The 14,342-nt window shown below is 39.8% G+C and carries 12 protein-coding genes; 3 read left to right on the top strand and 9 right to left on the bottom strand.

Features of this window, described 5'->3' with window-relative positions; all coding sequences use genetic code 11:
• From AC5L4R_RS10025 to AC5L4R_RS10015, 3 genes are all read left to right on the top strand, one after another.
• The coding region (locus tag AC5L4R_RS10025) for a transposase (RefSeq protein WP_494473615.1) at positions 1-211 on the top strand (211 nt) is incomplete at its 5' end.
• Between the two features lie 980 nt (positions 212-1,191).
• Positions 1,192-4,452: a glycosyltransferase gene (locus AC5L4R_RS10020; protein ID WP_494473616.1), complete on the top strand. Its 3,261-nt coding sequence runs from the start codon at positions 1,192-1,194 to the stop codon at positions 4,450-4,452.
• Between the two features lie 47 nt (positions 4,453-4,499).
• Entirely contained in the window at positions 4,500-5,753 is a 1,254-nt protein-coding gene (locus tag AC5L4R_RS10015; RefSeq protein ID WP_494473617.1) for a polysaccharide pyruvyl transferase family protein, read from the top strand.
• A gap of 49 nt (positions 5,754-5,802) precedes the next feature.
• Here the strand turns inward: AC5L4R_RS10015 and galE are convergent, their stop codons facing one another.
• From galE to AC5L4R_RS09970, 9 genes are all read right to left on the bottom strand, one after another.
• Positions 5,803-6,813, bottom strand: a complete 1,011-nt coding sequence (gene galE / locus AC5L4R_RS10010; protein ID WP_494473618.1) for a UDP-glucose 4-epimerase GalE — start codon at positions 6,811-6,813, stop codon at positions 5,803-5,805.
• 11 nt (positions 6,814-6,824) lie between these two features.
• Positions 6,825-8,099: a UDP-glucose 6-dehydrogenase gene (locus AC5L4R_RS10005; protein ID WP_494473619.1), complete on the bottom strand. Its 1,275-nt coding sequence runs from the start codon at positions 8,097-8,099 to the stop codon at positions 6,825-6,827.
• Positions 8,100-8,109: 10 nt separating this feature from the next.
• Positions 8,110-9,753, bottom strand: a complete 1,644-nt coding sequence (gene pgi, locus AC5L4R_RS10000; protein ID WP_494473620.1) for a glucose-6-phosphate isomerase — start codon at positions 9,751-9,753, stop codon at positions 8,110-8,112.
• A 5-nt stretch (positions 9,754-9,758) separates the two neighbouring features.
• The gene (locus tag AC5L4R_RS09995) at positions 9,759-10,622 is read right to left on the bottom strand and encodes a UTP--glucose-1-phosphate uridylyltransferase (RefSeq protein WP_494473621.1); all 864 of its coding nucleotides are present in this window, start codon (positions 10,620-10,622) and stop codon (positions 9,759-9,761) included.
• A gap of 295 nt (positions 10,623-10,917) precedes the next feature.
• The gene (locus tag AC5L4R_RS09990; protein WP_494473622.1) at positions 10,918-11,649 is read right to left on the bottom strand and encodes a glycosyltransferase family 2 protein; all 732 of its coding nucleotides are present in this window, start codon (positions 11,647-11,649) and stop codon (positions 10,918-10,920) included.
• Entirely contained in the window at positions 11,646-11,975 is a 330-nt protein-coding gene (locus tag AC5L4R_RS09985) for a cupin domain-containing protein (RefSeq protein ID WP_494473623.1), read from the bottom strand. The genes AC5L4R_RS09990 and AC5L4R_RS09985 overlap by 4 nt, the downstream gene beginning before the upstream one ends.
• 9 nt (positions 11,976-11,984) lie before the next feature.
• Positions 11,985-12,719: a glycosyltransferase family 2 protein gene (locus AC5L4R_RS09980; protein ID WP_494473624.1), complete on the bottom strand. Its 735-nt coding sequence runs from the start codon at positions 12,717-12,719 to the stop codon at positions 11,985-11,987.
• Positions 12,720-12,733: 14 nt separating this feature from the next.
• Positions 12,734-13,363: an HAD family hydrolase gene (locus AC5L4R_RS09975; protein ID WP_494473625.1), complete on the bottom strand. Its 630-nt coding sequence runs from the start codon at positions 13,361-13,363 to the stop codon at positions 12,734-12,736.
• Complete coding sequence (locus AC5L4R_RS09970; protein WP_494473626.1) at positions 13,353-13,994, bottom strand: PI-PLC domain-containing protein; 642 nt, start codon at positions 13,992-13,994, stop codon at positions 13,353-13,355. Before AC5L4R_RS09970 ends, AC5L4R_RS09975 begins: the two co-directional genes overlap by 11 nt.
• Between the last annotated feature and the right edge of the window lie 348 nt (positions 13,995-14,342).

Here is a 14,342-nt window from a genome sequence, read left to right as displayed (position 1 = left end):
ACTTACTAAAGAGCAGAAACATACCAATACCCAAAAGAGCCAAACTAGAAACACCGTTGAGCGGGTATTTGGGCATTTTAATCTGCATTATGGCATTAATAAGGCTCGTCACCTTGGGTTAATGCAATTTCATACCAGTACTTTGCTTGCTAGCATAGTGCATAATTTAAAAACTGCCCTAGGCTTGAAGCGAAAATATGGGGTCGCTTAGGGTTATTGTGTCTGTTGGTTGGTAAAACTAGCCAATAGACGTTAATTTACGGCAATTTAGGAGGCTTTTATGCCAATTCGGTGACTTTCTTCACTTCTTTAACACCAATTCCTGTTTTTAGTTGAGTTTGAAATTGGTGTCGAGAGATGGTCGCTGGTTTGTGCAAAGGTCTCTATAAAATTAAATTCAGCAATCAACATATCATCCAGCTAACGCAGTAAGCGACTCGATAATTATCACCTGTTTTATAATAAAAACAACAAGCCTGACAGGCGGCATCGACAATAGCTTCATAGCTATCAAATCAGCGTTTTGATAACCAATGTTGTTTAATATGCTGCCGAACCTGCTCAATCAGGTTTCACTTACTTAAATACGTCAATGACAAAGGCGGTATAGGCCCAGCCTGTTTGCGTCTTAATGGAGGTGAAGTCAGCCACCAAACTTTGGTAAGCCATCTTGTTTGGGCTTGTGCCAGATTTTACAAATGCCGTAACGACAACCACCAGCTTACCAAATTTGGGTACAATGGCTTGTATGGCTGCCTAGGGGTGAGGAGTAGTCTTTTTGCGATTCGATAAGCAACTCAACGGCGCGTGTCTTAACTTTAGTCGTGCATTGTTTTGCTGGCATGTCGATATTTTCTTAAATGTTAAGGGCTCAGACAGTCTCGGCACGATTCAGGTTAAAATAAGGAAGAGTTTTAATTTTTTCAAATTTAGGGACGCGGCTTAGGTGTTTACAAATTGTTTTTACTTGTTACAATATAAAGCACTTATACAGTTATTTGCTCATATTTTTCGCTAGCACGTTATTTTTGACGTAATATAAAATTGCCAAAGGTCAATGTTGTATTCGAGAATTAATGGATTAATTGCAAAGTCTTAGTTCTTAGGCTATGAGAATTATTTTGTAAATATTACAGGTAAACTATTAGCTGTCCTATTGTCCACTTACTGATTAAAGATAAGGTTATATATATGTTATCTAGTTATCAAAAATTGCAAAATAAATTATTAGATAGACATGAATTATTAAATGACAAAGCATTTTTAGAAAGTTTATATATCCATCTTTTACAGCGACCAGCGGATGAAGAAGGCCTGGCATTTTATCTCGAAGCACTACAGAATAAAACCATGACGCGGGCAGATATAGCAAATTCACTTGCCAACTCTCAAGAAGCTTACGACTTGATCTTAAAGGGCAAATTTAATATTAACTACTATGCGTTCCTAAACGATGAATACCTACTAGCAACTATTAAAAATACTGATATTCTAGGCTTTGAGCATGCTATCTCAGATAAAATCGATAATATATACCACAAACAAGAAAAGATATTAAATATGCTAGACAATTTAGGTCAGCAGTTTAATGCAAATACACAATCTGTACATGCGTCTACTGAACAAAATCCAGGTACCTCATCAAATAATCAGCCTTTCAAAATTCTCATTGACATGCAAGGTGCACAGGCGGCTAGTCGCGATCGCGGTGTTGGTCGCTACGCCCTTTCGTTAGTTAAAGCTTTAATCAAACAAAGTGACAACTATGAAGTTTATCTACTATTGAATGAACACTTTCCCGATACGTTGGATAAAATCTATGACACTTTTAGTTCTTTTTTAAATCCACAAAACTTTATTACTTGGCGACCACAGGGACCTTTAACAGGCGATAATGTAACTAATCGAATATTGTCTGAGGATATTTACGAAAGAACGGTAATCGGCTTTAACCCAGATTTTTTCCTAATTATTAATATGTTTGAAAGCCATGGATATGGTAATGATGCCGTAACACGAATTGATTGGTTAAAATATACAGATATATCTGTCAGCTGTGTCTTGCATGATCTTATTCCGCTACTTAATCCAGAGATGCATCTTACACAAGATCATGTAAGGCAATGGTATTTTGAGAAAGTAGATTCATTAAATAACTGTGATATATTATTTGCTATCTCTGAATCTGCAAGGCAAGAGGGCGTAGAAAACCTTAATCTAGATCCAGAAAATATTATTAATATTTCAAGTTCCATCAATAAAGAAGACTACTATATTTTGCATAACCGTAAAGGTTTACATAATTATATTGAAGATAAATTTTCAATTTCTAAGCCTTTTATCATGTATACGGCAGGAGGTGATGAGAGAAAAAACGTTAAAGGTTTAATTGAAGCTTTTTCGTTATTACCCTCAACTATTCAAAAGCAGTATAATTTAGTAATCGTTTTTGATTTGGATGAGCAGCAAAAAGCAACTTTAGAAGATTTCTCTAAAAACCTACATGTAGAACAATCTTTAATCTTAACAGGTTTTGTTTCTCATGAAGATTTAGTTATACTTTATAATCTTGCATCCTTATTTGTTTTCCCATCGCTACATGAAGGTTTTGGACTTCCTGTTTTAGAGGCAATGTTATGTGGATGTCCAACTATAGCCTCAAATAATTCAAGCCTTCCAGAGGTTATGGGCAATCTTGATCACACGTTTGATCCGACCTCGCCACAATCAATTGCAAATAAAATCCAAGAAGCGCTGACAGATAAACTCTTTTATTCCGAATTACAACAACATGCCATTAAGCAGCCACAAAATTTTTCCATGGATAAATCAGCGGTTAAACTGGTTAATGCATTAGAAAGTCATATTCGGTACCAGAAAATTAAAAACAAAATATACTTAGATATTTCAGAGCTTGCACAAAGAGATGCTAAAAGTGGCATTCAACGTGTGGTCAAAGCTTTAATTCATGAGTTTGTTTTTAATCAGTTTGATGGTTTAGATGTCCATTTAGTTTATGCTAAGGAAGATTTAAAATACTACCATGCACTGGGTTACACAGCACAATTGTTTGGCGCAACAAGCCAGGCAAAACAATCTAAAGAGGTAGTGTTTAACTATGGTGATAAGCTTTATTTGGTAGACTACGCGCCTGGTATTCAACAGAATCTAGCAGATTTTTATGCAAAACTACGTCATCAAGGCATTGAAATTATTACATTAGTGCATGACATTCTACCACTTATTCATCCTGAATGGTGGGGGGATACAAGAGATAATCGTAGAAATACAGCACATGGCTTTGAACGTTGGCTTGGTGCTGTTAAACAAACAAATGGTGCTATTTGTGTTTCTAACCATACCAAACATTGGCTTACTAAATGGCTGACAGAGAACTGCTTTGATATAGCGCCTAGAGAGTTTTTTGTTTCAGTCGTACATAATGGTGCAAATATCGATAAAGCCCAGCCTTCTAAAGGACTTCCTGATGATTTTCATATAATCGAGCAGGAATTAATAAAGCGCGCTACATTTATTATGGTAGGTACACTGGAGCCAAGAAAGGGACATGCTGAAGTTCTGCAGGTATTTGAGCAACTTTGGGATAAGTCCTTTGACTATAACCTTGTTATAGTTGGCAAAAAAGGATGGCTGGTTGATGATCTACTTGAACAAATTGACCACCATGATAGATTAAACGAAAATTTGTTTGTATTTCAAGGTATCAGTGACGAATTTTTAGAAAAACTGTATGGCTATTCTAACGCATTAATTGCTGCTAGCTACGATGAAGGTTTTGGCCTGCCAATTATTGAGGCTGCCGCTTACCATATTCCTGTGATAGCACGTGATATTCCCGTATTCCGTGAAGTAGCAGGCGATAGTGATGCTGTGCTCTATTTTGATCAAGACCAAAAGTCTTTATTAAATCTATTAATTGATTTTGCCACAACAAATCATCAAGCTACAAATGATCAGCAAACCCAATATTTAACTTGGCAACAAAGTGCAGATCAGCATAAAGCAATTATATGTGGTAAAAATCGAGAATATATAACAATCGATGACCGACTGTCTTATTGGGCAAATAATTCTCGAATTGGCAGCATTGTGGGGGAGATCGAAAAGGATGGGATTAAAACGACTCAACAAGCAGGATGTCTAATTTATGGTCCTTATTTTCCATTGGCTAAAGGCAGTTGGAAGGTCATCATCACACTAACTAACTGTGCTCACATCCACCTATCAGTTAATATTTGTTATAATCAAGCCAGTATGAGCTTAAGCAGTACAAGCTATACAAACAGTGACAGCTTTATTGAAAAAGACGGCGATTTTATTTTAATATTACCAATTGAGGTAAAAGACGATATTAAGGATTTAGAAGTAGTGATTGATGTGGATGAAGCATCAGATTTTACAGTAAAACGTGTTGAATTTTCTATTGATTAACAATATTAAATAGAAAATATAAATTAATTCCAAAAAGGAGGTCAGCGGTGACACTAAATAACAATCTACTAAGAGAAGCTACTCTAGAAGACATAAAATTGGCTTATCAGACTCTTTTACAAAGAGAGGTTGAATCTGAAAGTGTAGCTGAAAATTTACTAAAGAATAAACCTAGAGTTATCGATATTTTAAAGTCTATCACAAACTCTCAAGAATTTTCTCAAGCAAAAGTACGGCGCAGCTTCCCAAACTACCTAACCAAAGAGAATAAGGATACACTCAAACAATTACCTAAAATAATATTTTTTGGTGCCTATGGAAACGGCAACCTCGGCGACATGATTCAAGCTAACGCATTAGCTAGATTATTTATGTCATTTGGCTATAAAGCTGATGAGCTAGCGGCAGTGTCTTGGATTAACGTTACAGATTATGATTTCGTTGGCACACGCTTAACGCCAAGCTCGATTTGGTCTTTTGAGTTATTAGCCAGTGCAGAATTGTTGGTGATTGGCGGTGGCGGTCTGTTTGGTGCAGTGCATTATCCTTTGGAGACTGTAGAATGGATAGAATGTCTAATAGAATATAAAATTCCCTACGCACTATTGGGTGTAGGAGTAGCTCAAGGTTATCTCAAAATTCATCCTAAATCGTTGAAATTACTCGTAGAAAATGCTGTTTTTAACTCTGGTCGTGATACCCCCAGTTTAGAGAACTTATTGAAATTAGATCAAACAGCAAAATTTGTTGCTGATCCAGTGTTATATAGTTTATTGACACAGCCTGTGTTTACTCAACCCATAAAAGAAGATCGTGTTAGTATTGTATTAAAATATCCCCATACAGAAAGCGATCAAAAATTTATTGAAAAATGCAAACTTATAGTTAATAAAAATCCAAAATATGACGTGATATTTCTACAAACTGGTTTGGGTGCTGAGGATAAAACAGCGCAACAATTTCCAAACGCTATTATTGCGCAAGATGAGATATCTTTACTAAATATTTTGAAAAAATCAAAATACTGTATTTCTATGCGCTATCATGGTTGTATCCTTGCTCTAGCGGCAGGCTGCATTACTTTTGGTCTTTCACAAGAAAAAATTGGTTTTTTATTCAATAAAATAGGCTTAAGCCAACACTATTTTTCTAACCCAGAAATAGATCTGATTAATTTAATGCAAAAGGATAAACTTGAGCCACTTCAACAGCCAAACTATGTTGAGCTGATTCAAGAAACTAAAAACAACCTAGATGCTCTAATGTCCAACATAAAACTAGCGAACCAGTTTAGAGTCTAGTTTGAGTTCACAATAGCCGCGATAGTAAGATAACTTCAAAACATTAATCCTAATACCCCTGTGGATTGTTCGATTGCCAACGCCAGCTATCGCGGCACATATCCGTAATATCAAGCGTTGCCTGCCAACCCAATAGGCGTTTGGCATTATCGGCACTGGCATAGCAGCTAGCCACATCGCCTGCGCGTCGCGGCGCAATGACGTATGGCACTGCCTGCCCTGTCGCGCTTTCAAACGCGTCAATCAACTGCTTAACAGACGTGCCTTGCCCTGTGCCCAGATTGATCGGGACAAAACCATGTGCGTCTTTGACATAGCCCAGCGCAGCAACATGCCCTTTGGCCAAATCGACCACATGAATATAATCGCGCACGCCTGTACCATCCACCGTAGCATAATCATCACCAAATACTTGCAGCTGCGGCAAACGCCCCACCGCCACTTGGCTAATATACGGCATGAGATTATTGGGGATGCCGTTCGGATTTTCGCCAATCTGCCCCGAGACATGCGCCCCAATCGGATTAAAATAGCGCAGCGCGACGATGCCCCATTCAGGGTCAGCCTTGGCTAAATCCGCCAAAATATGCTCAATGGTTAGCTTGGTTTGTCCGTAGGGATTGGTCGCTGAGCGTGGCGCGTGTTCATCAATCGGTAAGGTTTGCGGGTCGCCATACACCGTTGCTGATGAGGAAAAAATCAACCGTTTGACATGATGCGCTGCCATCGCTTCAAGCAAATTGAGCGTGCCCGTGACGTTATTTTGATAGTACCACAAGGGCTTTGCCACCGACTCACCCACCGCTTTTAGCCCAGCAAAGTGAATCACCGCGTCAAAATCGTGCTGGCTAAACACCTGCGCCAATGCGTTTTTGTCCAAAATATCGGCTTTGATGCAGGTAATGGCACACCCCGTGAGCCGCTCAACGCGGTCAATGACCTGTGGCTGACTGTTGCTAAAATTATCATACACCACAGGCACAAAGCCTGCCTCCAACAATTCAATTAACGTGTGGCTACCAATATAGCCTGCCCCACCTGTGACCAAAATTTTTTGCATATTTTTTACAACTACCGCCCAATACCATAATAATCGGCTATTAAACGCGCTTTATCGGCATTATTGATGATATTTTTGGCATCAAAAATCGGAATCGGGGTCGCGTTAAGGCGCTCAATATCAGGTGTTTGCAGTGCCGACCAATTGACGATAAACAGCGCGTCAGCCTCGGCTAACCTGTTATAAGGATTATTGACGCAGACAAACAGCGGCTGCTCACCATACAGCTGTGCCAGCTCAAATGCGGTGTTGCTGGCGTACACATAGGTTTTGATATCGTACGACCACAGCAATTTTAATAGCGGATGAATGGCAGAATTGGTTGTGCGCCCCGTGCCACTGCGATAGCCTGCCCCCCAAATCACCACTGTCTTATGTTCAATAAAGCCCTCAAAGTGCCGCCAAAACTTACGAAAAATCAGCTCTTTTTGGTCTTCATTGATATCAATCACCGCTTTGACCAACTGACTGGTGACTTGATGCGCATCAAATTGCTGCTTGAGTAAAGCCAGCTCAGTGGGCAACGCGCGCCCACCAAAGCCCCAACCTGCCGCCAAAAAATGCTGCCCAATGCGGCTATCTAGCCCCATCATCGCTTGCACCGTGTGGATATTCACGCCAAGGCTATCTGCCAACCGTGATAGCTCATTCATAAGGCTCACGCGTGTCGCTAGCATCGTCATGATAGCACCACGGGCAAATTCAACCGTTTGAATATCGGCGGTGGCATATTGCTGCGCATGATAAATAAAAAACTGCAATACGCGGCACTGCTGATGGCTGCCTGCGGTTTTCTCACCGACAATCAACATATCAGGCTTTAGCATGGAGCTAAAATTCGCCCCATCCTTCATAAAAATCAGCGGTAAGTAATACACCCAATGGCTTGCCAAGCTATCGGCAAATTGTGCCACGTGTCCAACTTGGCTAATTCCACTGATGATAATTTGCTGATGAGGGCTTTGTAATTGCTGCATCAACCCGTCGCGTCTATCACCGCTTAGACTGTCCCAAAACAGCCATACCACCGCATGACTGGATAAGTCTGTGGCATCTGCCATCAAAGTAATTTTTTGTTGTTGGCCAGATTGGCTATACAACGTCCACAGCGCCGTTAGCTGTGGCTCAAAGCGATAGTTGCTCAGCGTATCAGCAACCGCTGCCGCGTCCGCAACCACTTGCACCGTGTGATCCAAACTTGCCAGCACAATCGCAGCGTTGAGCGCCTCTTGACTATGCCCGATAACATATAGCGGTAAATTCGTGGTGGCTTGATTTGACAACATAGCGGCTCAGTTATTGTTGCTGTTGAATGACGTCTAATAAAGCATTGGTTGAGCTATCAAAGTTGGCGGATGTTTGCGGGTCATTGAGCGCGGCAAACACGCTATTTGCCATTACCTTACCAACCTCAACCCCCCATTGGTCAAACGGATTGATTTGCCAAATCACCGACATGACAAACACTTTATGCTCATACAGTGCTATCAACGCGCCCAAAGTTTTGGGTGATAACGAATCTAGCAACAGCGTGGTTGAGGGCTGGTCACCGCGATATTGCTTAAAATTGTGCTGTGCATCGGCCGTGCTAGACTGACGCAACGCTTGATTGCCAAACGCGAGTACCTGACTTTGTGCCAAACAATTGGCTAAGGACAACCGATGTTGCTCGATCAAATTGGTATTGGGTTGTTGGGCATCCGTATAGCGGCGAATTGGCGCGATAAAATCACAGCTAACCTTTTGTGTGCCTTGGTGCAAAAGCTGATAAAACGCATGTTGGGCATTTGAGCCGATATCGCCCCATAAAATCGGGCAGGTATTATAATCAACCGCTTGCCCATCCCAATTAACCGATTTGCCATTGCTCTCCATTTCAAGCTGGGTCAAATAATTGGGGAAAAATGCCAACCGCCCATCGTATGGCAGCACTGCATGGGCATGAATACCCAAAAATGTGCTGTTCCACACACCCAATAAGCCCAAAATCACAGGCAAATTATGGCGAAAATCTGCACGAGCAAAATGCTCATCCATGGCATGCGCGCCAGCCAACAGCTGCCGAAAATTCGCCATACCAATCTTAACTGCAATCGCAAGCCCAATCGCTGACCACATACTAAAGCGACCGCCGACCCAATCCCACAGCATCAGCTGGTTATCAGGATGAATACCCCATGCGGTCATTTTGTCGCGGCGAGTTGAAATACCGATAAAATGCCGCCGCAGTACGGTATCTTGATTGGCATGACTTGCCAATAGCCACGCCAGTGCGGTTTTAGCATTTGATAACGTATCTACTGTGCCAAACGATTTAGAAGAAATAATAAATAACGTCGTCTTGGGGTTAAGTACCTTCAGCAAACCATCAAGCTGCGTACCATCCATATTTGAGACAAAATGCACACGGATATCGGTATCAGCCCATTCGGCCAGTGCCGTCGTCGCCATCAATGGCCCCAAGTCCGAGCCACCAACGCCGATATTCACCACATCGGTCATTGCCTTGCCCGAATAGCCTCGCCATACACCTGAGCGAATCCGCTCGACAAGATGTTCAAGTTGCTCAAGGCTTGTGTGCACCTGCTCAACCACATTTACGCCATTGAGCCATAGCACGCTGTCTTTGGGCAAGCGCAGTGCGGTATGCAAAGCGGCGCGGTTTTCGGTATCATTGACAGGCGCGCCTGCAAGTAGCTGTCGGATTTGATTTGGTAAGTTACACGTGTGCGCTAAGTTCAGCAGAGCTTCAAAAATAGTGTCATCAATTTTTTGTTTACTAAAGTCAGCATAAATTCCGCAGGCTGCTGTATGAAATTCTAAGCCGCGACTAGGCCGCTTAGCAAATAAATCATTAAGCGTTGGCACATTTTTGGCCAAATGACAAAGCTGCTGCCAATCACCATTGGTAACAGTGATATCTTGGGCTGTAGACACCATGACCGTTATTCTGCCAAAAGCTTATCAGCAAAATAACAAAACGCTTGCATGTAGCTGGTCATATCGCCTGCGTCAAAGCTATTGCCCACCATACTGGCAACCTCAACGCCTTGTGTACCAATCAACGCATCGATGGCATCGGTTAGCTGAATTTCACCACCCACACTTGGCTGCGTGTTTGCCAAGTAATCAAAAATCTGCGGGGTAAACACATAGCGACCCACCACCGCCAAATTCGACGGTGCATTGTCTGGCTTGGGCTTTTCAACAAAACCTGTGACGCTAAACGATTGATTGCTACCAGATTTGGCAACCGTTTGATTGTGTTCTAATTTTGCGATGCCATATTTATGAATATCCGCCTCAGCGACAGGATCGACCAAGATTTGCGACTGTCCGTTATCGGCAAAACGCTTAAGCATATAAGCAAGGTTTTGTGTGGCATAATCGCTGGCAAATGGGTTGATGATCACATCGGGTAGCAATACGGCAAACGGGTTATCGCCAACAATATGACGGGCTTGTAGCACCGCATGTCCTAAGCCTAATGGTTTGCCTTGACGCACGCTGCTCACCGTCACGCCATCAGGCAGCCAATTGAGACTATCGGCTAATTTATCTTTGCCTTTGTTACGCAATTGAGTTTCTAATTCGTTATTGCTATCAAAGTAATTTTCTATTGCCATTTTTTGGGCGTGATTAACTAGCACAATATGGTTTAACCCAGCTGCAATCGCCTCTTCAACAACGTATTGAATGGCAGGCTTGTTGCCCAGTGGCAATAACTCTTTCGGTACAGCCTTTGACAGCGGCAGCATGCGCGTGCCAAAGCCTGCGACAGGGATGACGGCGTGTTGAATTTTAAGCATAACTTTTTCATCTAATCATTCATGAATCTACAAAACCAATATCAATAATCATAAAGTCATAGCCTGACCCAATCAGTATTTGCAGTACTATTTTCTAAGCCAAGTGTACCTTTAGGTTATCGGCACTAATTTAGGCAAGGTTCAACTGATTTAGTATACTTTTATGTCTATAAAATTTTTCTATCAAATTCGATTGATTAACTATATCTAGCTGACTAATTTAACCAATATCATATGCCCACTATTCGGATGCTAGCTAGCAGTTGGATAACACTTTCTTTATTAATAAAAGCACTCATTGAATCATGTCAAGATAAACCATCAAATCATTTGGCGTACCTATGCCATGCATCTGCTCAAAATTAATAGCATAAATTCCGATTTTTTTACCATTACTAATCGCATAGTTATAGACAGGACAAGTATAAAATTCATTATTTACACGATCATTTCTTACAATCATATCAATTGCTGAGTCGACAAACGTCTTACCTTGTGTAAAGTAGTAAATACCAACAGTGGCATGTTCTGAAATTGCCTGCTTTTCACGGACCTCTTGCACCAAACCATTGCTATCTATACGAGCAAAAGACCATTTTGGATCGCGCTCTTTATCAACAAATGTTAAGATAGAACCATCTAAAGCACGATGCTTAGCATCATCGATAAAATCGGTAATTTTAATATCTACAATTTGATCAGAGTTTGCAATCAATATAGGTTGATCATTATTTATAAATGGACGCGCAAATAATACTGTACAAGCTGTGCCTTCTGTTAAATCATCAATACCAATAAATTTAGCCTGATAATGATCAGTAATTTGCTGTACGAGTTCAGCTTCAGCGTGCAAATGCTCTTCACGGGCTATCAGAATATACTGGGCATTAGGATAGCTTAGATTTTCTAGTACTCTAACTATCATAGGTTTGCCAGCTACATCGATAAATGGCTTGGGCTTTGCATAACCTGCTTTAGCAAATCGGCTACCCAATCCTGCCATTGGAATAACAATATTGATGCTCATTGAGCCTCTCCCAAATACTTATCAGCATTAGCCCCAGGATATTTTACGACCACATTAATGCTGTCTTCTAACGCTTCAAAATTAGTCGCCTCATTGGGCGAAATGATGATAATATCCCCTGCCTCATAAATTACTTCATTCATCTTAACACGACCAGATACAATGACCGTTATTTCAGTGGCAATCTTATGATGATGCGTATCTTCACTATCGCCTTTTTGATAATGCTTTACAGCCACTTCTACATCTTGCGTTTTTAGAACGCTTGGTTCAAAATTACCCACAAACCAGCCTTTAACCATATCTTTAAGTTGGTACTTTTGCATGCATTCTTCCTAATTTTGGCTTAGAAGCTCTCTTTCATATTCATGTATTTTTTGTGGAGAGTAAAAACTGTGATAATTTTGCTTCTCCAGTGCTATAGCTTTTAACTGCTTATTCATCAATACCATTTCATTGAATGTCGGAGCAATATAAAAGTTGCCGTTAATTTGAGTATCTTTTTTGATCATACGTTTCGCACTTTCAATAAAATCTTGACCCCGAGTAAAGTAATATAGTCCTGCGATCGCATGATTACTTATCGGTCGCTTTTCTGCAGTTTCAATAATAAGATGTTCTTGATTTAAACGAACATACGACCAGCGCGGATGAGCCGAATTAAAATATAATGTGCCACCATCATATTCATTAAAGGCATGAAAGCACTTGTCAAAATCTGTTTGAATCACTTGATCAGAATTAACAATGAGCAAAGCTTCTTCACTATCAATATAATCAATCGCCATTAATACGCTACAAGCTGCTCCTTTGGTTTGTTGCTCTAAACCAATAATGACCGCTTGATTCGCCGTGAGAAGATTTAAAATATCATCTAAATGAAATTGTTGTATATCTTTATTTTTCAATATAAATATAAAACGATGGGGCATGGATATGGATTTTAAATTATCAATCACATGTTCAATCATCATTCTGCCATTAATTTCAATTAATGGCTGGGGAAATATGTAATCTTCGGCTGGAAAGAATTTACTGCTACCAGAGATGGGTATGACAATATTGAGCATATCGACTCCTTTTATTAATTCTCAAATTTAGCAATATGCTGTTTAATATTTTCATAATTAACGTCAGAAACTTCTTGCACAACCATGACATGAGCGCCACTAGCTCGGGCAGCTTTGATGCCATTTTCATTGTCTTCAACAATCATGCATTCTGTGGGCAATAATTGCATGCGTTCGATAGCTTTGTTATACATTTCAGGATCAGGTTTACCCACAGTAACATCCTGATTTGAAATATAAAAATCCAAATAGGGTTCTAATGCTGCTTGCTGCATCATAACTTCAATGGTATTTCTGATAGAATTCGAACAAACAGCAGTTTGATAATGTTCTTGTTTCAACTTTGCCAACGCAAATTCATGATAAAATCTTGGCTTGCATTGAGCATAAACAATTTCCATTGTATAAATTTGTTTCATTTCATTGATGAAGCCGTGTAATTTCTCTGGCAAGCCACGTTCTACACTCAGCATCTCAAGCTTTTTTTTCGTTGGAAGACCATCGTAAGTTATTAAATGGTCGTAGCGACTAATTTGCATCCCAACTAACTCAAGAGCACGATTTAATGCCTCATAATGCCAGTCTTTTGCTTCTATCAAAACGCCATCCATATCAAAAATGACGGCTTTTATTTTAGTTGTCATAGAAAAATCTGCGAGCCTCTTCTGGATAATCCGTGCAAATCATAAGGTTAGACACATCATAGTCTAGATAGGTAATGATATCTTTATAATGCTGCCATTCAAATAAATGATCACGTTTGTGCAAATCGGGTGAAACGATACAAACTCGCTTTCCATGTTGCAGGTGTTGTTTAATTACATTAAGATCAATCCAGTGACTATGAAATTCATCCAGCCATACCCCACTAGCCTCTTCATAAAATGAAGGCTGTTTTTCATACTCGCTTTGCCGGGTGAATGTTTTCAAACCAGCTTTTAAATACATCAACCCATCGGGTACAGACATATCAAATACGAAATAGTTTTCGATATCAAAATATTTTAATTCTGACTTAATATTTTCTTGTAAACCATCTGCTTTAATATTCAACGCTAATGGCAAATCTGCTGAATATTTTTTGTACAGCGTTAAAAATTCTTCAAGCGATATGCTATTTTTAGTCGCTATATCGTGTGATATAACTAACTTACCTTGATAATCTCTTACATCGGTCTCTGTGCCGAATCCCAACGCGAATGAGTGCTCAAATGCAACTTGAGTGTTTTTTTGCTCAGGTTTTAGCCAATAGCCACGATGCGATAATATTTGCATATTTTATCCTTACTAAAAACAAGGCATCACTGCACCAGAATAGTAATTTATCCGCACAGCTAAATTAAAACAAGAAATTTTAAATTAATCCAGAAACTAGCCTTATCTTATTTAATTTAAATAGTAAGATTAAAAACCGTTTAAATTGTCCATAAAACAAGACAAAGTGTACTGATAATATTATAATACTGGTCAGCCATTCAGCATAATCTTGCCCGATCTAAGCAATTTTAGCCCATAAAAATAGCTGACTCTGAAATATTAAAAATTTTTAAATTATATATGTATAATATTAATTTTTCCCTCAAGATGTTATGCTTAAATGATTAAGTCTTGGACTAGCAATAT

This window comes from Faucicola sp. SE7633 (assembly GCF_059264685.1).
The sequence above is the reverse complement of the archived record's forward strand: the minus strand, read 5'-3'. Positions and strand labels throughout refer to the sequence as shown.

Bases quoted from the DNA above. Each gene is read 5' to 3' on its own strand.
- AC5L4R_RS10020 (WP_494473616.1), top strand. From the start codon at position 1,192: ATGTTATCTAGTTATCAAAAATTGCAAAATAAATTATTAGATAGACAT.
- galE (WP_494473618.1), bottom strand. From the start codon at position 6,813: ATGCAAAAAATTTTGGTCACAGGTGGGGCAGGCTATATTGGTAGCCAC.
- AC5L4R_RS10005 (WP_494473619.1), bottom strand. From the start codon at position 8,099: ATGTTGTCAAATCAAGCCACCACGAATTTACCGCTATATGTTATCGGG.
- pgi (WP_494473620.1), bottom strand. From the start codon at position 9,753: ATGGTGTCTACAGCCCAAGATATCACTGTTACCAATGGTGATTGGCAG.
- AC5L4R_RS09995 (WP_494473621.1), bottom strand. From the start codon at position 10,622: ATGCTTAAAATTCAACACGCCGTCATCCCTGTCGCAGGCTTTGGCACG.
- AC5L4R_RS09990 (WP_494473622.1), bottom strand. From the start codon at position 11,649: ATGAGCATCAATATTGTTATTCCAATGGCAGGATTGGGTAGCCGATTT.
- AC5L4R_RS09985 (WP_494473623.1), bottom strand. From the start codon at position 11,975: ATGCAAAAGTACCAACTTAAAGATATGGTTAAAGGCTGGTTTGTGGGT.
- AC5L4R_RS09980 (WP_494473624.1), bottom strand. From the start codon at position 12,719: ATGCTCAATATTGTCATACCCATCTCTGGTAGCAGTAAATTCTTTCCA.
- AC5L4R_RS09975 (WP_494473625.1), bottom strand. From the start codon at position 13,363: ATGACAACTAAAATAAAAGCCGTCATTTTTGATATGGATGGCGTTTTG.
- AC5L4R_RS09970 (WP_494473626.1), bottom strand. From the start codon at position 13,994: ATGCAAATATTATCGCATCGTGGCTATTGGCTAAAACCTGAGCAAAAA.